This window comes from Neobacillus sp. BP17 (genome assembly GCF_059579525.1).
Genome location: NZ_CM184198.1, coordinates 2,330,132 through 2,353,551 on the forward strand (window position 1 = coordinate 2,330,132; position 23,420 = coordinate 2,353,551).

Sequence of the window (23,420 nt, forward strand, 5' to 3'; positions counted from 1 at the left end):
AGGGGAATGGAAAAGATGAGAATTTACACAAGAACAGGTGATAAAGGAAAAACGAGCATCATCGGTGGAAGAGTAGATAAAGATGATACCCGCGTTGAAGCATACGGTACAGTGGATGAAGTGAATTGCTTTGTCGGTCAGGCCATTCAAGAACTAGACCCCCATTTATTTAAGGACGTGCTGGCCGATCTTGAAAAAATCCAACATGAATTATTTGATTGTGGCGGGGACCTTGCAAATGTGACGGCCAAGCGAGAATTAAAGCTTCACCAAGAATCTATTGATTACCTTGAAAAGAAAATCGATGAGTTCATTGAAGAAGCGCCTGAGTTAGAGCGATTTATTTTACCAGGTGGAACCAAACCATCAGCATCCATTCATATCGCTAGAACAGTGACTAGACGTGCAGAACGATTAGTAGTTAAGTTAGTAAAAGCTGATCCGAAAACATCTGAACTTGCGTTGATGTATCTAAACCGTCTATCAGATTATTTCTTTGCGCTGGCAAGAGTAATCAACTTCCGATTAAAGGTCAGTGATGTGGAATATGTTCGCAGTGCCAATGTGTTTAGAGATGGAAAGCGGAAGGAGGAAAAGTAAATGAAAGGAAAATGGGTTAGCGGTCTGGCCATGTTAACAGCATTGTCTGTGGTCGGAGCTATGATTAAGATTCCAGCGATAGTCGGGAGCGTCGCACTGGATGCATTTCCTGCACTTTTGGCATCAGTTTTGTTTGGAGCAGGGGCAGGTGCAATAGTGGGGGCATTTGGGCATCTAATATCGGCGTTAATCGGTGGGTTCCCATTAGGGCCCTTGCACTTTTTAATTGCTGGTGAAATGGCCCTGTTGGTTTGGTTTTTTGGGGTCATGTATAAAAATAATAAATTTTTAGCATGTGTTGTTTTCATCATTGGAAATTCCTTGGTTGCTCCGTTACCATTTATTTATTTAATGAATGTAGGATTTTATTTGGGGATTATTCCTTCCTTGCTTATTGGTTCCGTCATTAATACGGTCATCGCAATGGTTGCAATTCCCCGTCTCAATTCACTTGTATCTCATAGATTGCACAATCAGGATGTTAAACAATGAGGGATATCGTAACCATTCCTTTTAGTGATGGGGACTCCCTTATTATTGCATGTGATAATAGCGGAGCCATTGGAATGAAGGAGCAGGACCATGTTCATATCTCCTATGATACGGTCGCTTATTACGCATTCAGAGTTGCCGTAATGGAATGTATTGCAGCAGGAGGGGAACCTGTTTCAGTGCTGCTCCATAATTTTTGCGGTAATGAACCATGGGATCAGTTAGTTAGTGGAATAGAAAAGGGACTGTCTGAACTAAAGTTCTCAGATGTAAGGATAACTGGAAGTACAGAAAGTAACTTTCAACTTCTGCAATCTGCGATAGGGTTAATGGTCTTGGGAAAGAAGTCGTCTGCTAAAATAACTGATCTTGCTTTCACTAAACACTTGAAAATAGCTGTTATTGGTTTGCCGCTAGTTGGCAACGAAGTAATCGAACTAAACGACCAGGTTGCACCGCTAGCTATTTTTCATGAGGTGAGTTTGATTAAGGGAGCAATGCTGTGGCCGGTAGGTTCTAAAGGGATCCTGTATGAACTCAATCAAATGTTCCCAAATGAAATGATAACACAAGAACGGGTGGTTACTACTGTTGATATCATTAAATCAGCTGGCCCATCCACCTGTTTCATTGTGTGTTTTCAACCCGATCAAGAAGAAATTATCCGAAAAATCACAGGGGAATTGTTATATACCATAGAAATAAGAAAATAGCACCGTCAGGGGTGCTATTTTCTATTACTGCTGAATTCTTTCAATGAAAGAATTAACTCCCTTGCCAACCTTATATAAAACTTGATCCAATTTTTCTTTCCAACCTGGAGCATTTTCTTTGATCTTTTGCCCGATTTTTTGAGCATTTTCATTTAATTCTTTGCTTATTTTCTTTGCCTGTTCATTGATACTCTCCATTGAAGTGCTTTTTCCTGCGAGTTGGTCATTGATTGAAACAACATCAAAACGCTCTTTAGGAAGATGTTGAACGGATTTCTTCATAATCTCCTTAAAGATAGGCACCACATTAGCCGAGCTAGGGCTTGGCAAGTAATGTTCCCGATCGGTTTGGTCAAACCCTATCCAGATGGCGCCAACCAAATTTGGCGTATATCCCACCATCCATTGGTCCTTCGTTCCACTAATATTATTAAAAGGCAGCTGGGTTGACCCCGTCTTTCCGGCTATTTGGACATCAGGGATACGAGCTCGCCTTGCAGTTCCTGTTTCTACTACATTTAAGAGCATCGATGTCATTTCATCTGTGACTTCTTTTGATGTTACTTTTGTGGTTTTTGCTTCATGCTCCGCAATCACATTTCCAGTTGGACCAACTATCTTAGTAATTAAATGACTGTCTTCTCGTTTTCCGCCATTTGGGAAAGTTGAAAAGGCGTTAGCCATTTGTAAGGGGGAGACCCCTGTACTCATTCCGCCCAGTGCAATGGCGAGGTTCTTATCTGCTTTTTCGACAGGGATACCGAACTTTTTCAATGAATCGATTCCCTTATTTAAACCAATCTTATTTAAAAGCCAAACTGCAGGGATATTCAGTGACTTTTCAAGCGCCTTGTACATTTCAACCTTTCCTTCGTAGGTTTTTGAAAAGTTCTCTGGTTTATAATTTCCGAACTTGATTGGTTTGTCGACGAGCTCGGATGAGTACTTGTAGCCTTCTTCAAGGGCAGGTGTATATACTGCCAGTGGTTTGATTGATGATCCAGGCTGTGCTCGTAATTGTGTTGCCCTATTAAAGCCTCGGAATATATGCTCACCACGTCCTCCAACTAGGGCACTCACTCCGCCTGTTGCAGGGTCCATTAGAACAGAGCCACTTTGAACAAGTTTTCCCCCTCTACTGCGCGGGAACAAATAGTCCTCACTATAGACTTTTTCAAGATCAGTCTGAAGATTTTGATCCATCGCGGTGTAAATTCGATAGCCTCTAGTTAGGATTTCTTCTTGGGTTAAACCATATTTATTGATTGCTTCATTCAGGACTGCATCCACATAATATGGATATTTCCTTTCCACATTGCTTCCGCCGCCATCCTTAAGACGGATTTTTTCTTTTTTCGCTGTGTTATATTGTGAACTAGTTATCATCCCTTGTTCTTTCATTTTACTTAATACAGTATTTCTTCTTTTCATAGCTAAATCGTAGTTGTTATATGGATCTAGGTAATTCGGTGAATGCAGCAATCCGGCTAGCATTGCGGCCTCACTGACAGAAACGTCTTTAATATTTTTATCAAAATATTTTTTTGAAGCGTTACTGATACCCCAGGATCCGCTCCCGAAATAAACCTGATTAAGGTACATCTGTAATATCTCGTTTTTTGTATAAACTTTTTCAATTTTTACGGCTAAAAATAATTCCTCTGCTTTTCGCTTATAGGTTCGTTCAGGAGATAGCAGGGCATTTTTTGTTAACTGCTGAGTTAACGTACTGCCGCCGCCCGTGATTCTGCCCGCAAACAAGTTACTGAAAAAGGCACGAGCAATACCCTTAATATCAAAGCCGCCATGCTCATAGAATCGTTCATCTTCAATTGCCACCACGGCATTTGGGACATACTTAGGCAGCTCCTCGATTTTTACTCCCTTGGTTCGATTGGTGGCAACATTACTAGCGATTTTCCCTTTTTTATCATAGATAACGGTCGGTTGACTGAGCCCTTGCTTTAGTGATTCTACATTTGCTCTCATCGCAATCCAACCGAAGTAAAGAATGGTTGATAAAACAACGACTAGGATTAGTAATAATGATATTTGTGTTAAATGTTTGTTCTTCCAGAAACGAACAATCTTTTCCCAATATGGATGCAATTTCTCCATGTGATCTCCTTACTTTCAAAATGTAATTTTCATTCATTATAAATATTATCAATCAAAAAGACTAGTAAAAGCCCATATAGCAAGTAATATTCCCATATGTAACCAAAAAAACTTAAGAGAATCCAACCAGTTATAAAAAAATTTATTAACTTTGTAGGGGTTAAGTGAGTAGGCTTCGTCTATTAGTGTGAAGTGATTGGGAAACAGGAGGAAATTATGATAACAATAAAAAATCTAAGCCATGACTTTGTGATTGGAAAAAAAGGACGACAAACGATTATTCCAGTACTGAGAGATATTTCTTTTAGTGTAGAAAAGGGTGAAATCGTCACTATTGTCGGGAGAAGCGGTTCTGGAAAATCCACGCTCCTTAACTTGGTTAGTGGTTTTATTCATCCGAAAGAGGGTGAAATTTGGATTAGCGGGGAAAAAGTTTCGGAATTAAATGAATCAAGATTCGCGGACTTCCGAATTAATCATCTAGGATTTATTTTTCAAAGCTTTCAATTAATACCGAGCATGACCGCTTTTCAAAACGTAGAATTGCCGTTGATTTTAAAAGGTGTAAATGAAAAGGAAAGAAAAGTGCAAACCGAAAGTATGCTGCAAAAAGTGGGATTACTAGATTATCAGGATCATTATCCTGGAGAGCTGTCAGGCGGGCAGCAGCAGCGGGTAAGTATCGCTCGTGCCTTAATTGTAAATCCCCCGATTATTCTTGCCGATGAACCAACAGGCAGCCTTGATAGTGAAACAGAGGAAGAGTTATTGAAGTTTATTAAAGAATTAAACAGAGATTTGGGAATTACCTTTTTGATTATCACTCATGATGACAAAGTGGCTGCGATCGGGAACCGCAAGATTGAGTTAATAGATGGCCGCATGGCTGAGGAGGTGCTGGTATGAAACTAAGAGATCAATTTCGCTTCGTCCGCCAGAATATGAAGAAAAATAGAACAAGAGTATTTATGACGATTCTTGCCACAGCGATGGGTTGTGCCTTCTTAATTGTACTCGCCTCAGTAGGGTTTGGATTACAGAAATCGGTGGTAAAGGAAATCACCGAACGAAGGGTCATAACCCAAATTGATGTTCATGGTAAGGAAACAAAAGATGAAGGGGTGTATCGCGCATTAAATGATAAAGATGTCCAATTGTTTGAAAAGATAAACGATGTAAAAGCGGTGACAAGAAGGAAAATGTTACAGCAGGAGGGTGTTTTTTCAATTGGAAAATATCAAGAATCGGCACCAACCTTTGTGGCGAATTTTCCAGCTGAATTAAAAGCTGGTTTTGAATTATCGGAAGGGCATTTACCAAATGGGAAAAATGAAGTGGTCATTGGCTATAATTTCTTAACTAATCTTGCTGACAAGGATGCGGGCGAAGATTTGTATAATGAAAAAGGGCAGATTAAAGGTGAGTATCTTTATAAAGGAGAATTACTTGGAAAAGACATTGTATTAACTGTCCAACAGTTTAAAGAGGGAAAACAAATAGAAAAAAAGATCCCATTAAAAATAGTGGGTATCTCTAAAAAGCCAACAAAAGAATGGGCACAGGATAGTAGTGTCTTTATTTCTGATGAGATGTTAACTGAAATTGAGAGGTTTACGGGGACACCCAAAGGATACATGTTGGATATTAATACAAAAGAGATACCGGAAGATCTTGTAAACAATAAAAATATGTATGATGAAGTAAAGATTTATGCAAAAAACATGGAAGCAGTCCAAAGTATCTCTGACCAATTAAAAGAAAAGAATTATGCAACATATTCTGTTGTCAATGAATTAAAAGAGGTCAATATGGTGTTTATGATTGCAAAGGCTGGCCTAATATTTATTGGTACAATTGCTATTCTCATTGCTTCCATTGGTATTTACAATACGATGACGATGGCGGTGACTGAGCGGGCCCCTGATATTGGAATCATGAAAGCAATCGGTGCCAACCCGAAAACCATTAAACGAATCTTTCTGCTTGAAAGCAGTTATATTGGGCTAATCGGCGCTCTTATTGGGACGATCGTTTCGTATGGGATTAGCTATACGGTTAATTTTGCCATTCCATTAATTATCAAACAGGCGTTTGGCCAAGAAACAGAATTAGACCTAATTTTTAGTGATATTCCGCTTGTTTTACCGATTATCTGTGTGGTAATTTGTTACGCTGTAACTATCATTTCAGGATTACGCCCAGCACAGCGCGCAACAAAGGTCGATGTCTTAAAAGCTATGAGAAGAGAAGTGTAATGTAATGGGTAAAGATTAAAACCTTTGATACTTGCGGACAACCATTACCTCATCCAAGCATATGTTAATAGAAAGATTGTTAACTATAAAGGGAGAGGATGGGGAAGATGATTAACTGGAAAGTCCGATTAAGAAACAAGAACTGGGTAATCGCATTTGTATCTCAAATTATGATTGTGGCTCAGATGCTGCTAGAGTGTTTAAATTCCTTTGGAATCATTGATTTTCAGCTGACTGATTCGATACAGAATAGTGTGTTAACTTTTGTTAATGCCGTCTTTGTTGTGTTGTCGTTGTTAGGAATAGTACAGGATCCAACCACAAAGGGATATAAGGATAGTGAACGAGCGTTAACATACAAGGATCCAAACTAGTGTAATATAGTCAGTTCCATAATCGGGACTGGCTTTTTTGTTCTTAGAACAGTGAGAAAATTCTTTACATTAGTCATACAAATTGATTTACTAGATATTGACTAAAAAATTTCTGAGAGGCAGTACATATATATGGTAAAAGTAAAAAACTATATCAGGCAATTTCATACAATCGTCTGGGTGTTATTAATAGGAACCGTTTTATCACGAGGCGCTTCTTTTATGACTCTTCCTTTCCTATCTATCTACTTATCCAGGCATATGGATCTGTCGCCAATCGTCATCGGCTTAACCGTAGGGATGAGTCCATTAATGGCAACAGTTGGTGGTTTTATTGGCGGTCATTTATCAGATCGGTTTGGACGTAAACCTGTCATGCTCATCTCATTATTTACGGTCGCCCTTGTTTATTATGGATTTACGGTTGCGAATAGTGAGGGCTGGTTTATCCTTTTAAACGCATTAAACGGACTGTCCAACTCATTTTTTGAGCCAACCGCTCAAGCCCTAATGGCGGATTTAACCGATAAAGAAAAGCGGATGAAGGTATATTCGTTACGATATACAGCCATGAATATTGGAGCATCGGTAGGTCCGTTAGTTGGAGCATACTTAGCCAGTACATCAGCAAAGCTATCCTTTGCAATAACTGGAACCACTTATCTATTGTATGCAATGGTGCTAGTGTTCCTGATGAAGAGACTAGTCCTAACTCAGCCTGGACAAAACAAAAAGGGTGTCTCTTTCGGTGATGCATTTAAAATTATTAGAACGGATAAAGCATTAAGGTATCTAATCATTGGTATTATTTTGGTCAATATGGGCTATGTACAAATTGATTCCAACTTGCCGCAAATACTTGAAGGTACAGTCGAAAATGGCATTGTCATTTTTTCAACACTGATTACAATAAATGCGGTAATGGTTGTTTTCCTGCAAATGCCCATTAGTCACATTGCTGAGAAGTACCGGTTAATGCAGGTAATGGTTGTCGGTGCTGTATTTATGGCAGCAGGATTAGTTGTCTTTAGTTTTGTAAACGGCTGGGTATCTGCCGTCCTAGCCATTGTGTTCCTAACCATAGGTGAAATTTTAATTTTCCCTTCCAACAGCATGATGATTGATCAAATGGCACCCGAACATTTGCGTGGAACTTATTTCGGGGCAGCACAATTTCGGAAGATTGGAAATTTTTTAGGGCCAATTATTGGCGGCTTTCTACTTAGTCAGTTTCAAGGCCAAATCATGTTTTGGGTTCTCACGATCACAACCCTGGGTAGTGTGGTTTTCTTCTTAGCAGGAAATAAATTTTACAGAATTAACGAAAAAACTCCAAACCTTGAGAAAACAATTTGAGTAAAAAATGCCTCTGGAAAGGGAAACCAGAGGCATCATCTTTATCTATCTAAGGATATCTTCAATTCTAGCCAGAGTTTCATCGTTAAGCTTAACACCCGACGCTTTAACATTTTCCTCCAATTGCTCAGGACGGCTTGCACCGACAAGTGCACTGGCTACATTCTCTTGCCGCAAGATCCAAGCAAGGGCAAGATTAGCGAGGGAAAGTTCATTGTCTTGGGCTACCTCTTTTAAAAGTTCTACTTTATCAAGGTTCTCATCCGTTAACAAGCCAAAAAGATTGCTGTATTTTTCCTGTGAAGCCCTGCTCCCGGTAGGAGCTTGTTGGCCTTTTTTATACTTGCCAGTCAGGACACCCTGGGCGAGCGGGGACCAGACAACCTGCCCAATTCCATGCTTTTCACTTATAGGCAGGACTTCTTTTTCAATATAACGTTGCAGCATGCTGTATTGCGGCTGATTGACTACTATACGGTCAAGCAGCTTTTTGTCGGCAAGATGAACAGCTTCGGTAATTTGTTCAGCCGTCCACTCACTTACTCCAACATATAAGACTTTTCCTTGACGGACTAAATCATCAAGTGCACGTAAAGTTTCGTCGAGCGGTGTATGAGGGTCATAACGATGGCAATAATATACGTCTACATAATCAGTGTTAAGACGTTTAAGACTAGCATGGCATTGTTCAATTACATGCTTACGAGATAATCCTTTATCATTCGGACCATCACCCATTGGCCAGAATACTTTAGTAGCCAATACAAAAGAATCACGTACATATTTTTTTAGGGTCTTTCCTACTACGATTTCAGCTTCCCCACGCATATAAACATTGGCCGTATCAAAAAAGTTGATCCCTAATTCGTAGGCTTTATCAATCGAAGCGGCTGCATTTTGTTCCTCTACATAGCCTCCGTATGTAAGCCAGCTTCCTAAGCTTATTTCACTTACCTTTAAGCCAGTGTTTCCTAAGCGACGATATTCCATTTTATTAATTCCCTCCTAAAAAATTTCGTTACTCAAAATAAAAATACAACAAAATTTACCTAAAAGTCCACAATTTAGTGAGTTTTTGCTAAAATAAGAATATACAGATATTTACAAAGTAAATTATACGAAAATTTGTGATAGCTTTTCTATTATGTTTTTCGAATAAGATTTATTATCTATTTGAAAAGGAGTTCTTACAATGTGGTTTTGGATCATTATTTCATCACTATTGTTCGTCCTATTGCTGATAGTTGAGGAATTTATCTATTATTTTTGGAATCGGTATGTGTATGGGCCAAATATAAAAGGTAAAAGGAGATGGTTAAGTAGACTAGTACTAGGTACTGTTGTATTAATTAAAAGGTTGTTCCGTAGAGGAGAAAAAGAATTACCAAAAACGAAGACAGATAAGGGCCTTCCATTATAAGGGAGGCTCTTATTCATTTTAATTCGTGGGATTTTGTTTTTTCTTTTTCTTATTTAAATAACCGCCAAAGGTATCGATGATGAAAAACAATAGAAATAAAAAAATTATTACATATTCAGCGGGTTCCATTACTTTAAAAGGGTTTACCGCCTTCCAAATAATTCCTGAAATACTTATACCCATTAAAAGATCTAGTGAAACAATTAGGATTACACTAAAAGTCGCCAATAAGCCTGTTACAAAAAATATTTTCAACCTCATCACACCTTTTGGGGTCATATATCTTTATTGTTTAATTCTTTGCTGTTCCTTATTCCAGTTTAAAAATGTTTATTATGCTTGTTTTAACCGTTTTCAATGGGATAAAGTGGTAACCTTTGGGCAATCTATCCAATAATGGGTAAAAAGATATAAATAATCGTAAGTGAGGCGGGTATTGTGTCGATTTTGTCTAAAATGCTCAAAACTAAACAAAAAAAGAGACAGGACGATAATTATAAGCAAAAACAAGATCCGCAAAAACCAGAGGATTTGCCTATTTTTAGAGATTATCAAGAAAATATCGCTCGTATAAAAGAGGAAACTGGCAATAGTAGCGATGTGAACATCCGCGAGTTTAAGATTGGTTCCCATAAAGGCGGCCTTGTTTTTATTGACGGATTAGCTAATGACCAAGCCATTGCCGACTATATTCTAGAATCAGTGATAGAAATAGAAATACCCGGAGGACCCATTGATATTTTTCAATTCATGATGGATGAAGCCATGGCACTGGGCAATGTGAAGACCATTGAAGATTGGAATCAAGTATTTGATTCATTATTTTCTGGAAATACCGTCATCTTTTTGCAAGGATGTAACAAAGCAATTAGCGGTGAAACCAAAGGATGGGAAAAACGGGCCATTTCAGAGCCCTCAACCCAATTGTCGATTCGAGGTCCAAAAGATTCGTTTACGGAGACACTCAGGACGAATACGGCTTTGATCCGCCGTCGTATAAAGAGTCCTAACTTAAGGGTAGATTCCATGAAAATAGGTACTGTTTCCCAAACGGATATCGCCATCTTATATATTGATGGAATTGCCAATGACAAAATTGTTGGAGAAGTTAAAGAAAGGCTTCAACGAATCAATATCGATTCAATCCTCGGTTCTGGTTATGTAGAGCAATTAATTGAGGATCAAACTTGGACAACATTCCCAACAACGTACCATTCAGAAAGACCGGATGTCGTTACATCCCATTTATTAGAGGGGAGAATTGCGATCATTTGTGATGGCACTCCATTTGTTGTGACAGTTCCAGCTATCTTTATTCAATTTTTCCAAGCACCAGATGATTATTATTCACGATTTGACATTTCAACTGGTATACGAATATTAAGAATTCTAGCCTTCCTTATTGCCGTAATTGGACCATCCGTTTATATTGCCGCGACTACCTTTCATCAAGAAATGATTCCGACAACCATGGCAATCGCTATTGCGGCCCAACGTGAAAGTGTTCCATTTCCAGCCTTTGTTGAGGCATTAATTATGGAAGTAACGTTTGAAATATTAAGGGAAGCGGGATTAAGACTTCCAAGGGCTGTTGGCCAAGCCGTTTCGATAGTAGGGGCCCTGGTTATTGGGCAGGCCGCAGTACAGGCTGGGTTCGTTTCGCCAGTAATGGTTATTGTGGTTTCGATTACCGCCATCGCAAATTTTTCCACTCCCGTTTTTGCTATGGCGATTGCAGCAAGATTAGTTCGCTTTGTTTTAATGGGATTAGCGACAGTATTGGGATTTTATGGAATCATGTTAGGGCTAATGTTCATGACGATCCATTTATGTTCACTTCGTTCATTTGGAATTCCGTACATGATGCCGCTGGCACCTTTTAACCTTCATAATCAACAAGATGCATTTGTTCGTTTTCCTGTCTGGGCTATGAAAAATAGGCCTATGTTTATTAGTAAAGGGAACATGAAAAGAACCGGGGAAAACCAAAAGCCTGAACCCCCAAAGCAATCGGAAAATCAATCTAAAAATGGTGAAGAATAATGAAAAAATTCTTGCTTGTGATGTTGGTATTAATAATGTTTATACCAATCCTCAGTGCATGTTGGAATCAGAAAGAACTCACAGACTTGGCCTTTGTGATGGCACTGGGTATTGATCGGGGAGACGATAATTTGTACCATGTCTCCTTTCAGCTTGTTAATCCTGCGAACGTTTCAGCAGGACAAACTGGAGGAGGTCAAGGTCTGCCGATTGCCGTTTATAAAAGCAAGGGGAGGACGATTACAGAAGCAGCGAGAAATGCAACGAAAAAGGTCTCGCGCCGTTTATATTATGCGCACACCAATTTAGTGGTTGTCAGTGAAGAAGTAGCTAAAGATAGAACATTGATGCTTAATTTATTAGACGCCTTCGCAAGGGACCCAGAGTTTAGAACTACAACAGAGATCGTTATTTCAAGAGATGCTAGCGCAGAGGAAATCGTCACTACTCTGACTATTCTTGATAAACTTCCTGTAACCAAAATTACTAAAGAGTTAAAATTTACAGAAGCAATGAAAGGCGAGAATATGAGTATAAGTATTGATGATTTGATTGACGGAATCGTCGGAAACGGGAAAGAACCAATTATAAATGGGTATAAACTAATTGGTATGAAAGAAGAAGCCAACAAGGCAATAAATTTGCAAAAAACGACAACCGACGCTTTTCTCGCGGCAGATGGGCTGGCAGTTATGAAAGATGGGGCATTGATAGATTGGATTGAAAATAAAAAGTCTCGTGGGGTCATATGGATTTTAAATAAAGCAAAAAGTACCGATATTACGCTTAAATGGAATGGGAAGAAAAATGCCCTTAGTGTGGTTCCTATTCGGTCAAAAACCAAGGTTTCAACGGCATTTAAAAATGGAAAACCCATTATCAATATAAAGATTGAGAATGAGGGCTGGATAAGTGAAGCAAATACAGCTATTGACTTGATGGATCCAAAAACAATGGGGAAAATTGAAAAGTTAACAGAGAAATCGATTAAGAAGGAAGTACAGTCAACTGTGAAGGAGGCAAAGCGGCTAAAGTCCGACATCTTCGGGTTTGGTGATGTGGTTCATAAAGCCAATCCTGACATTTGGAAAAAGCTGAAAGGGGATTGGAACAATTATTTTGCAGACCTTGAGGTGAATGTTAAGGTGGATTCTTACGTCCGTCGGGAAGGGGTTCGGACGAATCCGTTTTGGTCTGATATTAATAAATAACGCTTTTTTTAAAAGGTGGGAGAATGGTAATACATGGAAAAGGCGAAAGTTAGTTCCTTCCAAATGTTCGTTCTGATTGTTATGTTTGAGATGGGGAGTGCCATTCTTCTTGGACTTGGATCACAAGTGAAACAGGACTCCTGGATCGCTATTTTGTTCGGATTAGCTGGCGGAATCATTGTCTTTTTCATTTATTACCGCTTATATATGTACTTTCCTGACCTGCCTTTAACTAGTTATCTTCAAAAAATAGTTGGTAAATGGCTTGGACGGATAATTGGCTTTTTATATATTATTTATTTTATTTATATTGCTTCAAGGGTATTGAGAGATTTCGGGGAGTTATTAACTACGACGATCTACAATAGCACCCCTCTGTTTGTAATCAATACATTGATGATTATTACTATTATCTATGGGCTCCATAAAGGGTTTGAAGTAATAGCCCGAGTAGGCGAAATATTTTTTGGAGTGGTCTATTTTGCAGCTATTTTAGGCATGCTGTTAATCGTTTTTTCTGGTTTGATTCATTTAGGAAACTTAAAACCAATTTTAGAAAATGGTTGGAAACCCATAATAAAAACATTACTAAGAGAAACCATCGTCTTTCCCTTTGGTGAAATGGTTGTCTTTACGATGCTTCTCCCGTTTTTAAATGAGAAAAGTAAGGCTAAAATTGTTTGTATTGGCGGGATGATCTTGGCTGGAATAAATATTACTATTACATCGATTGTTAATATTACTGTATTAGGAGTGAGCCTCTATTATCGTTCCACCTTCCCCTTATTAACCACGATAGGAAAAATCCAGATTGCCGATTTTATCGAACGTTTAGATGTATTATTTATGCTCTATTTAATCATTGGTGGTTTTTTTAAAATTTCCATTTTTTATTATGCAGCGGTAGCAGGGGCTGCTGATATCTTTCAAATTAAAAATCAACGAAAGCTTGGATTCCCTATTGGACTTATCGTTTTGTTTTCATCAATAACGATTGCATCTAATTTTGCAGAATTTATTAAGGAGGGGGTAGATATTGTTACACTGTATTTATCTTGGCCCTTTCAAATTATAATCCCATCCATCTTACTAATCATTGCGTTTTTTCGTGATCGAAAGAAAAGAACAAGTTCAGCTTAAGGCGAAATGGATTTTGGAATAGCTGTACTAAATAACCCTTCTAAAGGGGGGAAAATACTTAAATGGAAAAAGTAAAAATAAGTACAACCCAATTATTTGTCCTAGTTGTATTGTTTGAAATGGGCAGTGCAATTCTGGTGGGGATTGCAGCAGGTGCCAAACAGGATGCATGGATTGCTGTATTGATGGGTTTAATCGGTGGATTAATGGTCTTCTATGTGTATTATCGATTATTTGTGTACTATCCTGACCTGCCCTTAACTAGTTATCTTCAAGAAATAATTGGGAAATGGTTTGGCCGGTTAATTGGAGTATTATATGTTGTTTATTTTTTATATTGTGCATCAAGAGTTTTACGGGATTTTGGAGAGTTATTATCTTCGACCATTTATAACAGTACTCCTTTATTTGTAATCAATTCCTTAATGATTCTTACGATAATTTATGCTATCCATAAAGGATTTGAAGTAATATCAAGGGTTGGAGAAATTTTCTTTGGAGTTGTCTATGTGACAGCAATATTAGGAATGCTCTTAATTGTATTTTCTGGTTTGATCCATTTAGAAAACTTAAAACCAATTTTAGAAAACGGGATGAAACCTGTCATAAAAACATTTCTAACGCAAACCATTACCTTTCCCTTTGGAGAAATGGTCGTTTTTACGATGCTGCTTCCATTCTTAAGGGATAAAAAGAAGGCTAAGATTGTTTGTTTGAGTGGGATGATCTTAAGTGGGATAAATATTACCATAACAGTAATCGTAAATATTTCTGTATTAGGAGTGGCTCTTTTTCATCGATCTACTTTCCCACTTTTAACCACTGTTGGCCGAATTCAAATTGCTGATTTTATTGAACGTTTAGACGTATTATTTATGCTCTATCTAATTATTGGCGGTTTTTTCAAAATTGCAATTTACTTTTATGCAGCAGTAGCTGGTGCAGCGGATATCTTTCGAATTCCTAATCAACGCAAAATTGGCTTTCCTTTAGGTCTAATCGTTTTATTTGCATCAGTTACCATTGCTTCCAATTATGCAGAACATATAAAGGAAGGGTTGGTTATGGTCCCACTTTATTTGCATTGGCCATTTCAAATAATCATCCCGTCTTCCTTACTAATGATTGCCTTTTTCCGGAATAAGAAGAAAAAGAAAAGCCCGGCATGATAGCTCGGGCTTAAATTATTTATTATATTTTTTCATTGGCCAATCGGTGAGTATTTTGCTTAACAGGCAGGGATATCTGGACAGATGTCCCTTGATACTTTTGACTGTTGAAATGTATCGTGCCTTGGTGTGATTCAACAATCTTGAAACTTACCGTTAATCCGAGCCCTGTTCCTTTTTCTTTTGAAGAATAAAATGGTTCGCCAATTTTCTCTAATCTTTCTTTTGAAATTCCACAGCCAGTGTCATTAATATTGATTACTACTTTATTTACTTCTAACTGTTCTAAATGAATTGAAACAGTTCCACCCTTTGGTGAAGCTTCAATCGAATTCTTAATAAGATTGATAAATAATTGCTTGAGTTGGTTGGGTTCACACTCAATCAAAATTTCATTCTCTGGAAAGGAGGATTCGATTTGGACATTGTATAAACTGGCTTCGGTGCTCAACAATGAAATGACATCCTTCAATATCTTTTGAAGGACTGCTTGGGTATATTTTAATATTTGCGGTTTGGCTAATAATAAAAGTTCTCCAACAATATGATTGATTCGGTTTAATTCGTCTAACATAATTTGATAATAGTAATCGTGCTTACTATCTTCTATTTGTAAAAGCTGAACAAACCCTTTTAAAGATGTTAGTGGATTCCTAATTTCATGAGCAACACTTGCAGATAATTCACCTACAATCGATAACTTTTCCGTCCTTCTAAGACGTTCTTCTGTTTCTCTTAATTTGGTGACATCACTGCCATAGCCAATAATTCCAGCAATCTTCCCATTTATAATGATTGGGAGGGAGGTACATTGTAAGATGATCCGATTCCCGTTTGCATGTGGAATGTTGATCTCATACAAGACTGGTTTAATTTCTTCAACAACCGTGGATATAAATTCAGGCAGATATCTGATATACCTTTTCGGTAATAAATTTATTATATTTTTTCCAATCATTTCTTCTCGTTTAAAACCGGTAATGACATCATATTGTGAATTTAAATTGGTAACAGTTCCACTCAAATCCATCATATAAACAATATCTGGACTGTATTCAAACAGTGATTTATATTGTTGCTGACTTTCTGCCAATTTTAACGCCATTTCCTTTTTCTCGGTAATATCACGACCGATGATTACCAAGCCATGCCGACTGCCATCACTATTAAATAAAGGCACTTTAATCGTGTCAAAGATTTTTACTGACCCGTCTGGGACAGGAAGGACTTCTTCAATCCGAGTAATGGACCGATTATTCCATGCTTCTTCATCAGAAATTTCACAATATCTGAGTGCATCACCATAAAAGTCAGTATAATTGGCTAATTCAGAGTCCTTTTTCCCTCGATAATCTACATTCTCAAGTTGAAACAAATGTAACCCAAATTCATTGGCTTCAATCCATCGTCCTTGTCCATCCTTAAAGTTAACAAAATCAACCATTGAATTAATTAGTGTAGATAACCGTTTTTGATCCTCCTGGGAAGCAGATAATTCCTCTTTTTTACTAATAAAAAAATAAAGAAATCCTCCGGTCACCAATATATATAAAATCTCTTTTACCCTTTCAAATGCATAAACTATTGAAGAGGGTATAAACTTTTCAATTAAATAATTGGACCCAAAGATCCAAATAATACTTGTAATTAAGTAAAACAGGATCAGCCTTTTTTTATTCATGGAAATCTCCAGTTCTGTTCAATAAATATGGTACATGGTCTATAGTACTAGAAAAACCATTATATTGGAATAATACAATGGTAGAAATTGTAGAATCCCTTTAATTATTGGATTCTTTTCCCAAGAATAAGTAAATCTCTCTCAACGCCATCTAGTTCAGCTATATTTGGAAGATGGGCCCATTTCTCAAAACCAAATCCTTTAAAAAGCTTGATACTAGGTTCGTTATGACCAAAAATAAAGCCAAGCAGGGTTTTGATGTTTAAGCCTGGACAAGCATCTATTGCCTTTTGAATTAAAAATTTACCTAGTTTTCTCCCTCGAAAGTCTGGATGAATATAAATACTGATTTCCGCCGTTGCATTATAAGCTTTGCGCCCGTAAAAGGATTGGAAGCTTACCCATGCGCAAATTACACCTTTGTCTTCCACAACCCATAATGGCCGAAAAGCAGGTGAATGTTCATGAAACCATTGTAACCGATTCTCCACTGAAATTGGTTCTAAATCGGCTGTAACCATCCTGCTTGCTATGGTTGTATTGTAAATATCAATAATGGCTGCCAAATCACTCAAATTTGCATCTCTAATCGTAAAGTCATCAAACATGTCAATTACCACTCCAGTTTTTTATGGTCTAATAGATTTTATATTATCTTTTGGAACTAACATTATCAATAACGACGTACGATGATTATTGAAAAAAGAAAAACCTTTTCTCGAAATTGTACTCCGAGAAAAGGCCTTTTCATTTTATGACAATTTATTTCTAAACTGCCATAACTCGTTTCTTGGCCAAACCCTTACCAGCGATGGGCTTTGGCATTACTCCTTAGAATGATCTGGTTTTGAGACATTTTTGTTTGTCCATTAACCTGTGCTTTGGTATGCTTCGCTCTCGTTGTACCATAATGAAAAAGCTCAGAGTGCGGATCTAATTGATCTTTATAGCTCATCAAATCACCTCATTAAAGGATTTGAAACGAAGATATTCTATTGAATATCATATTTATCATTTGTAAAAAAACAGGAAAATAGTCATTGAAACTGAAATTATTAAATGTAAATAAACACTTGTATTATCTGAAAGTTCAGAATAAAATAAAGTTACATACCAACCGGTAGGTATGCTTTAGCATGGTTAAGCATACGATAGTTTAATGGAATTAACTAGTAATTTTCGAATAAGAATTATACCGGAGGAGAATAAAAATGACAGGAAGATTTGCTGGAAAAGTAGCTTTTGTAACGGGTGGAAGCCGTGGAATTGGAAAAGGAATCGTTGAGCTTTTTGCCAAAGAAGGGGCTAAGGTTGCATTAATTGATTTAAATGAAGAGGCGTTAAGTGAAACAACCATTGCATTGAAAGAAAAAGGTGTTGACGTGTATTCGAAAGTTGCAAATGTCGTGGATGCGGAGCAAGTTGAAACCGTGATGAAAGAGGTTTATGATGCTTTCGGATCCATTGATATCTTAGTTAATAATGCGGGTGTAATCCGTGACAATCTATTATTTAAAATGACAGATTCAGACTGGCAAATGGTCATGGATGTGCACTTAAAAGGGTCATTCAATGCAGCCCGTGCTGCACAAAAATATATGGTCGAAAATAAATATGGCCGTATAATCAATATTTCATCAACTTCTGCACTTGGAAATCGCGGTCAGGCCAATTATGCTGCCGCCAAGGCGGGGTTGCAGGGCTTTACAAAAACACTCGCAATCGAGTTAGGGAAATACGGGATTACTGCCAACTCGGTAGCCCCTGGATTTATTGAAACAGAGATGACCAAAGAAACTGCTGCTAGAATCGGGATTCCATTTGAACAGCTCATTCAAACGAGTGTGGCAAGTATCCCAGTTGGCAGAAGTGGAAAGCCAGCAGATATTGCCAATGCAGTTGCCTTTTTTGCGGATGAAAATTCATCGTTCGTTAATGGTCAAGTGATTTATGTTGCGGGCGGACCAAAATGCTAAATAGATGAGGTGAGGGTGAATTGTTTAAAGAACAGATAGGTAAACAATCGAACAAGGTTAAAAATGTCGTTGAAAGAGGAGCTGTTAAGAGATTTGCAGAAGCAATTGGGGACCTCCATCCAATTTATTTTGATGAGGAAACGGGAAGAAAGTCTAGATATCAAACCAATAATGCCCCGCCAACCTTTCCAATGACATTTGATTATGGTGACATTGCAGGAATAAATCTGCCAAATGAAGGCTTAATCCATGGTGAACAAACCTTTCACTATGAACGTCCCCTAAGGGTTGGTGAGGAGATCTTTTGCTATTCCAGTGTGAAGAATTATTTTGAGAAAAAAGGGAACTTCGGAGAAATGGGATTTCTGATTCTTGAAAGCTTTGGGGAGGATACAGAAGGTGGATTAATATTTAGTTCAACCTCTACGGTGGTCATATCAGAAGCTGTGAGGAAGGTGTTGGTTAAATGAGTACACTCACACAGTTACAGGTCGGAGAGTCTCTTAAAGAAATTCAACTGGAGCCTGTTTCAAGGATGGACCTTATTAAATATTCAGGTGCATCTGGAGACTTTAACCCAATCCATACCATTGATGATGAGGCAAAAAAGGCCGGATTACCAGGAATCATTGCTCACGGAATGTGGACGATGGGGAATCTTGCCAAGCTTTTTACTGCGTATTATGATGAAGGCTTTATGAAGGATTACTCTATTCGCTTCAAAGGGATGGTATTTTTAAATGACGTAATCACGTTAAAGGCAACATTGAAAGAAAAGCAGGATAGAATCCTGAGCTTTACGGTGCAGGCTGTGAATCAACATGGGAATGAAGTGTTAAAAGGGAAAGTTTTGTATCAACAATATGAAGCATGAATGAATTCTGACCCAGCACCAAGAGATCTCTTTTGGGTGCTGGGTTTATTGTTATCTAATGAAACGGAATAGGGGGAACGATGGATGAATGTGAAAGCGTTATTTGATTTAACAGGAAAAGTAGCTATTGTTACTGGCGGAGGAAGAGGATTGGGACAGAAGATCGCTGAAGGCTTTGCTGAAGCTGGCGCAAATGTAGTGGTTTGTTCAAGAAAATTGGAAGCTTGTGTGGAAATTAGTGAAGGGTTAAAAAGAGTGGGTGTAGAGAGTTTGGCTTTAAAATGTGATGTCACAAATCCAGAGGATATTAAGAATGTCGTCGACAAAACAGTAGAGCGATTTGGGCGAATTGATATTCTCGTTAACAATAGTGGTGCAACCTGGGGTGCACCGGTCGAAGAAATGCCGCTCGAAGCATGGAAAAAGGTAATGGATATTAATGTTACAGGTACTTTCTTAATGTCTCAAGCGGTTGGTAAGGTCATGCTTCAACAAAAATCCGGAAAAATAATTAATATTGCATCAGTAGCGGGTTTAAAGGGCAGTAATCCCAAATATATGAATGCCATTGGCTATAACTCTAGCAAAGGGGCAGTGATTACTTTTACGAAGGATTTGGCAGTTAAATGGGGGCCAAGTGGTATTTATGTAAATGCGATCGCCCCAGGATTTTTCCCGACGAAAATGTCTAAGGGGTTGCTTGATCATGGGGGAGAGGTAATTCTTGAAGGTACACCATTAAGAAAGTTTGGTTCTGAAAATGATCTTAAAGGTGTTGCCCTATTCCTAGCTGCACCAGCATCCGATTTTGTAACAGGTGATGTCCTGGTGGTCGATGGGGGCGCACATGCGATGTAAAGGATTCACTCATTGTAGTGGAGGATTCGCTCATAATACTGCGGGCCGGAAATTTCGCTCATTAAATTGAGGGAATTCCCGAGTTAACGGGGATAGTCTAGTATTTTTTAGCAATTCGCTGATATAACCGGAGAATTCGCCGATAGAGTCGAGAAATTCGCTGATAGAGTCAAAAAATTCGCCGATAGAATAGAGCTGCTAGCTAAATACATAGAAATTGTCATCAAACCGTAAAGGAAAAAAAGAGGAGAAATTAGGTGGAAAAAAGAACCATATTAACAGCTAGCAGTCGAGGTTTGCTATAAGGAGATTTATAGATTTTCAGAAGTGAGTCTGGAGTACTTTAAGGCGGAATAGGAGGAATTACAATGACGGTAAAGGTAGATGTCCAAACATTTCCCCACTTTATTAACGGAAAATGGGTGCCTGCAAGCAGTCATGAAACATTTGATGTGTTTAACCCGGCAAATGGTGAACTAGTTGCAAGGGTGGCGAAAGGGATAAAGGAAGATGTAGACCTCGCTGTAAATGCAGCACGCGTAGCGTTTGACCAAGGTGACTGGAGAAACATGAAGCCAAAAGACCGGGCCAAAGTGCTTTATGCTATTTCCTATAAAATTGCTGAACATGCCGAAGAACTGGCATACCTGGAAGCAATAAGTTCTGGCGGAACGGTACGCCGAATTGGCAATAGTGATATTCTTCAAATGGTAGACTTGTTCCAAACATTAGCTAACTTTACGGTAGACTACCCATTCTCAGAAACACTTCCTGTTCCGCCATTCCCGGGACCTGCCCATAATTTTATTTGGCGTGAGCCAATCGGAGTATGTGCTGCCATCACTCCATGGAACCTTCCGATGGTGATTGCGACCTGGAAGATTGCTCCCGCACTAGCGATGGGGAATACGATTGTCATCAAGCCTGCCAGCTATACACCTCTATCGACTCTAAAACTAGCAGAAATTATTTCAGCCGTGGTTCCTCCAGGTGTAATCAATGTGGTTTCAGGTCCGGGTGCGGAAATCGGTGAATCCTTAGTTAACCATCCAAAGGTTGATAAAGTGGCCTTTACTGGTTCGACAGAGGTTGGCAGACGTATTATGGGACTTGCAGCTGGCACAATTAAGAAAACCACATTGGAATTAGGTGGTAAATCACCAAATATCCTTCTAGATGATGCCGATCTTAATATTGCTCTGCCTGGAAGTCTGTTTGGAGTATTTCTCCATTCCGGACAGCTTTGTGAATCAGGGACACGGCTTTTTGTCCCGGATAAGCTTTATGACCAAGTCGTTGCAGGGTTAGTCTCCCTCACTAGGAGATTAAAACTCGGCAATCCACTTGATGCTGCCACCGATGTTGGTCCAGTAATCTCAAAAAAGCAAAAGGAAATGATCCTTTCTTATATTGAAACAGGTAAACAAGAAGGGGCTGCCCTTCTTTGTGGAGGCAAGGAAATAAAGGTAGCTGGCTGTGAAGAAGGTCATTTTATCGAACCAACGATTTTTACGAATGTCACCAATGATATGAAAATTGCCCAAGAAGAAATTTTCGGACCAGTCCTCTGTGTGATTCGCTATTCTGACCTGGATGATGCGATTCGAATGGCGAATGACACCATTTATGGTTTAGCCGCAGGAGTCTGGACACGCGATGTTAATAAAGCGTACGCAGTCGCTAGAAAATTGCAAGCGGGTGTCGTCTGGATAAATGATTGGCATATGCTCCGTAGTGATGCCCCGTTTGGCGGGTACAAACAAAGCGGAATTGGCCGTGAAATGGGACAGCAATCACTCGATGCCTATACCCAAGTAAAGCATGTACACACATCGATGTCACCGGAGTTAGAGCGACGTAATTGGTATGGAATTCTGTTTGGACAAAACTAATGAAGAGGTGATGATGAATTTGAAAACAACCTTATCACAGTTTATGTTACGTACGGGAATATATAGCGGTTCAAATTCAAGAGCGATGGTCCCAAGTCTTTTTGCAGGCCTGGGCGCTAAACGCATACTTCTCTTAAGTGACAGAGGCTTAGAGGCAGCAGGCATTGTTGAAAAAGTAGCCGAAATTTTTACGCTGACAGGTCATGGCTCTGGACCTGAATTGGTGGGGCAATTTTTAGATATTAAGCAGGATGCCGAAAGCCAATGTATCAATGAAGCCGTCCGCTACGCACGAGAAATCGGAGCGGATTCCCTACTAGCCGTTGGCGGGGGCAGTGTTCTTGATACTGTAAAAGGGGTAAAATACGCTCTCCACAAAGGATTAACAGATATAAAAGAGTCGATTCCAGGCGGCTTATTGTATGAGTCCTTTCCAAAAGCCAACTACATGCCAATTCCACATATAGCTATCCCGACAACAGCGGGTACCGGATCAGAGGTTTCACCGATTGCCGTTATTTTTAACGAAGATATCCAAATGAAGACGAATATCATCAATCCATTTATTAATGCCGATATGGCGATCTTGGATCCGGATTTAACCGTCGGACTTCCACCAATGATTACAGCATTTACAGGATTTGATGCCTTAACACATGCCATTGAGGCACTCGCATCGCCAACAGCAACAGGCCTAACTGACGCCTATGCTCTCCACGCCATTCGCCTGATTGAAAAAAATCTGCCGATTGCCGTTGCGGATGGTTCGAACCTTGATGCCCGAATGGATTTATTACAAGCAAGCTTGATGGGGATTACCGCTTTTAGTTTTGCCTTAAACGCAATTCCTGTCCACAATATGGCACACGCCTATGGTGCCTTGTTCCGGATTCCGCATGGACTTGCAAATGCCGTCTTTTTACCGGTGGTCATGGAGCTGGTCCCTGATTTATATCTTTCTAAGGCAGCTGAACTAGCCCAGGCCTTGAATGTAGACGTAAAGGGGGACACCCCACAAACAGCATTAGCCAAAGTGATTGGAAAAATTAAATTGCTTCAGTATAAGGTAGGATTACCGGCAGATTTCAAGCAATTCAATATTACCGAAGAGGCACTACAACTAGCGATTCCAGCAGTTTTGAAGGATCCAGCCGCGTTGAGCTTTCCTATGCCAAAAGAATTAATTGCAGCAATTGGACAAAAGGTGGTTCCGTTGACAGTAAAATAGGATAACAGTAAAAACCATTA

24 protein-coding genes are annotated in these 23,420 nt (G+C 38.9%); 18 read left to right on the plus strand and 6 right to left on the minus strand.

All coding sequences use genetic code 11. The features are described 5' to 3' along the window. Positions 1 to 15: 15 nt before the first annotated feature. The 3 genes from AC4QJR_RS11180 to AC4QJR_RS11190 are packed head-to-tail and all read left to right on the plus strand — an operon-like array spanning position 16 to position 1,805. Positions 16 to 600, plus strand: coding sequence for a cob(I)yrinic acid a,c-diamide adenosyltransferase (locus AC4QJR_RS11180; RefSeq protein WP_496526213.1), 585 nt, complete (start codon positions 16 to 18; stop codon positions 598 to 600). Further along, the gene (locus AC4QJR_RS11185; RefSeq protein WP_496526214.1) at positions 601 to 1,092 is read left to right on the plus strand and encodes an ECF transporter S component; all 492 of its coding nucleotides are present in this window, start codon (positions 601 to 603) and stop codon (positions 1,090 to 1,092) included. Next, on the plus strand, positions 1,089 to 1,805 hold the full coding sequence (locus tag AC4QJR_RS11190; RefSeq protein ID WP_496526215.1) for an ATP-binding protein: 717 nt from the start codon (positions 1,089 to 1,091) through the stop codon (positions 1,803 to 1,805). Before AC4QJR_RS11185 ends, AC4QJR_RS11190 begins: the two co-directional genes overlap by 4 nt. 24 nt (positions 1,806 to 1,829) lie before the next feature. Here AC4QJR_RS11190 and AC4QJR_RS11195 read toward each other — a convergent pair whose 3' ends face one another. Further along, a complete protein-coding gene (locus AC4QJR_RS11195) occupies positions 1,830 to 3,923 on the minus strand; it encodes a transglycosylase domain-containing protein (RefSeq protein WP_496526216.1) in 2,094 nt (697 codons plus the stop codon). Between the two features lie 216 nt (positions 3,924 to 4,139). Here AC4QJR_RS11195 and AC4QJR_RS11200 point away from each other — a divergent pair, with 216 nt between their 5' ends. The 4 genes from AC4QJR_RS11200 (at position 4,140) to AC4QJR_RS11215 (ending at position 7,908) form a co-directional block, all read left to right on the plus strand. Further along, positions 4,140 to 4,829: an ABC transporter ATP-binding protein gene (locus AC4QJR_RS11200; protein ID WP_496526217.1), complete on the plus strand. Its 690-nt coding sequence runs from the start codon at positions 4,140 to 4,142 to the stop codon at positions 4,827 to 4,829. After that, positions 4,826 to 6,178 (plus strand): ABC transporter permease, encoded by a 1,353-nt coding sequence (locus tag AC4QJR_RS11205; protein WP_496526218.1) that lies wholly within the window; start codon positions 4,826 to 4,828, stop codon positions 6,176 to 6,178. Before AC4QJR_RS11200 ends, AC4QJR_RS11205 begins: the two co-directional genes overlap by 4 nt. A gap of 107 nt (positions 6,179 to 6,285) precedes the next feature. Beyond that, on the plus strand, positions 6,286 to 6,552 hold the full coding sequence (locus AC4QJR_RS11210; protein WP_098575329.1) for a phage holin: 267 nt from the start codon (positions 6,286 to 6,288) through the stop codon (positions 6,550 to 6,552). A 132-nt stretch (positions 6,553 to 6,684) separates the two neighbouring features. Continuing rightward, positions 6,685 to 7,908 carry an MDR family MFS transporter gene (locus AC4QJR_RS11215; protein WP_496526219.1) on the plus strand — a complete coding sequence of 408 codons (1,224 nt, stop codon included), beginning with the start codon at positions 6,685 to 6,687 and terminating at the stop codon, positions 7,906 to 7,908. A gap of 45 nt (positions 7,909 to 7,953) precedes the next feature. On the opposite strand, the gene AC4QJR_RS11220 is transcribed toward AC4QJR_RS11215, so the two are convergent. Further along, positions 7,954 to 8,898, minus strand: a complete 945-nt coding sequence (locus AC4QJR_RS11220) for an aldo/keto reductase family protein (protein WP_496526220.1) — start codon at positions 8,896 to 8,898, stop codon at positions 7,954 to 7,956. Positions 8,899 to 9,100: 202 nt separating this feature from the next. Here AC4QJR_RS11220 and AC4QJR_RS11225 point away from each other — a divergent pair, with 202 nt between their 5' ends. Further along, positions 9,101 to 9,328, plus strand: coding sequence for a hypothetical protein (locus AC4QJR_RS11225; RefSeq protein ID WP_496526221.1), 228 nt, complete (start codon positions 9,101 to 9,103; stop codon positions 9,326 to 9,328). A gap of 18 nt (positions 9,329 to 9,346) precedes the next feature. Here the strand turns inward: AC4QJR_RS11225 and AC4QJR_RS11230 are convergent, their stop codons facing one another. Beyond that, positions 9,347 to 9,583: a YczF family membrane protein gene (locus AC4QJR_RS11230; RefSeq protein WP_496526222.1), complete on the minus strand. Its 237-nt coding sequence runs from the start codon at positions 9,581 to 9,583 to the stop codon at positions 9,347 to 9,349. Positions 9,584 to 9,784: 201 nt separating this feature from the next. Between AC4QJR_RS11230 and AC4QJR_RS11235 the strand changes: the two genes are divergently transcribed. The 4 genes from AC4QJR_RS11235 (at position 9,785) to AC4QJR_RS11250 (ending at position 14,891) form a co-directional block, all read left to right on the plus strand. Further along, the gene (locus AC4QJR_RS11235; RefSeq protein WP_496526659.1) at positions 9,785 to 11,371 is read left to right on the plus strand and encodes a spore germination protein; all 1,587 of its coding nucleotides are present in this window, start codon (positions 9,785 to 9,787) and stop codon (positions 11,369 to 11,371) included. Further along, on the plus strand, positions 11,371 to 12,582 hold the full coding sequence (locus tag AC4QJR_RS11240; RefSeq protein WP_496526223.1) for a Ger(x)C family spore germination protein: 1,212 nt from the start codon (positions 11,371 to 11,373) through the stop codon (positions 12,580 to 12,582). Before AC4QJR_RS11235 ends, AC4QJR_RS11240 begins: the two co-directional genes overlap by 1 nt. A gap of 33 nt (positions 12,583 to 12,615) precedes the next feature. Next, positions 12,616 to 13,722 carry a GerAB/ArcD/ProY family transporter gene (locus AC4QJR_RS11245; RefSeq protein ID WP_098575335.1) on the plus strand — a complete coding sequence of 369 codons (1,107 nt, stop codon included), beginning with the start codon at positions 12,616 to 12,618 and terminating at the stop codon, positions 13,720 to 13,722. Positions 13,723 to 13,784: 62 nt separating this feature from the next. Further along, positions 13,785 to 14,891: a GerAB/ArcD/ProY family transporter gene (locus AC4QJR_RS11250; RefSeq protein ID WP_496526224.1), complete on the plus strand. Its 1,107-nt coding sequence runs from the start codon at positions 13,785 to 13,787 to the stop codon at positions 14,889 to 14,891. A gap of 22 nt (positions 14,892 to 14,913) precedes the next feature. Here AC4QJR_RS11250 and AC4QJR_RS11255 read toward each other — a convergent pair whose 3' ends face one another. From AC4QJR_RS11255 to AC4QJR_RS11265, 3 genes are all read right to left on the minus strand, one after another. After that, complete coding sequence (locus AC4QJR_RS11255) at positions 14,914 to 16,572, minus strand: PAS domain-containing sensor histidine kinase (RefSeq protein ID WP_496526225.1); 1,659 nt, start codon at positions 16,570 to 16,572, stop codon at positions 14,914 to 14,916. 104 nt (positions 16,573 to 16,676) lie between these two features. After that, a complete protein-coding gene (locus tag AC4QJR_RS11260; RefSeq protein WP_098575338.1) occupies positions 16,677 to 17,180 on the minus strand; it encodes a GNAT family N-acetyltransferase in 504 nt (167 codons plus the stop codon). Positions 17,181 to 17,374: 194 nt separating this feature from the next. Next, positions 17,375 to 17,527: a YpzG family protein gene (locus AC4QJR_RS11265; protein ID WP_098575339.1), complete on the minus strand. Its 153-nt coding sequence runs from the start codon at positions 17,525 to 17,527 to the stop codon at positions 17,375 to 17,377. A 256-nt stretch (positions 17,528 to 17,783) separates the two neighbouring features. On the opposite strand from AC4QJR_RS11265, the gene fabG reads away from it, so the two are divergent. The 6 genes from fabG (at position 17,784) to AC4QJR_RS11295 (ending at position 23,400) form a co-directional block, all read left to right on the plus strand. Beyond that, positions 17,784 to 18,548, plus strand: a complete 765-nt coding sequence (fabG, locus tag AC4QJR_RS11270; protein ID WP_496526226.1) for a 3-oxoacyl-ACP reductase FabG — start codon at positions 17,784 to 17,786, stop codon at positions 18,546 to 18,548. Positions 18,549 to 18,568: 20 nt separating this feature from the next. After that, the gene (locus AC4QJR_RS11275) at positions 18,569 to 19,018 is read left to right on the plus strand and encodes a MaoC family dehydratase N-terminal domain-containing protein (protein WP_496526227.1); all 450 of its coding nucleotides are present in this window, start codon (positions 18,569 to 18,571) and stop codon (positions 19,016 to 19,018) included. Beyond that, on the plus strand, positions 19,015 to 19,422 hold the full coding sequence (locus AC4QJR_RS11280; RefSeq protein WP_098575342.1) for a MaoC family dehydratase: 408 nt from the start codon (positions 19,015 to 19,017) through the stop codon (positions 19,420 to 19,422). The genes AC4QJR_RS11275 and AC4QJR_RS11280 overlap by 4 nt, the downstream gene beginning before the upstream one ends. Before the next feature lie 84 nt (positions 19,423 to 19,506). Further along, positions 19,507 to 20,280 (plus strand): SDR family oxidoreductase, encoded by a 774-nt coding sequence (locus tag AC4QJR_RS11285; RefSeq protein ID WP_496526228.1) that lies wholly within the window; start codon positions 19,507 to 19,509, stop codon positions 20,278 to 20,280. A gap of 368 nt (positions 20,281 to 20,648) precedes the next feature. Continuing rightward, complete coding sequence (locus tag AC4QJR_RS11290; RefSeq protein ID WP_496526229.1) at positions 20,649 to 22,172, plus strand: aldehyde dehydrogenase family protein; 1,524 nt, start codon at positions 20,649 to 20,651, stop codon at positions 22,170 to 22,172. A 13-nt stretch (positions 22,173 to 22,185) separates the two neighbouring features. After that, positions 22,186 to 23,400 (plus strand): iron-containing alcohol dehydrogenase, encoded by a 1,215-nt coding sequence (locus AC4QJR_RS11295; RefSeq protein WP_496526660.1) that lies wholly within the window; start codon positions 22,186 to 22,188, stop codon positions 23,398 to 23,400. The last annotated feature ends 20 nt before the right edge of the window (positions 23,401 to 23,420 follow it).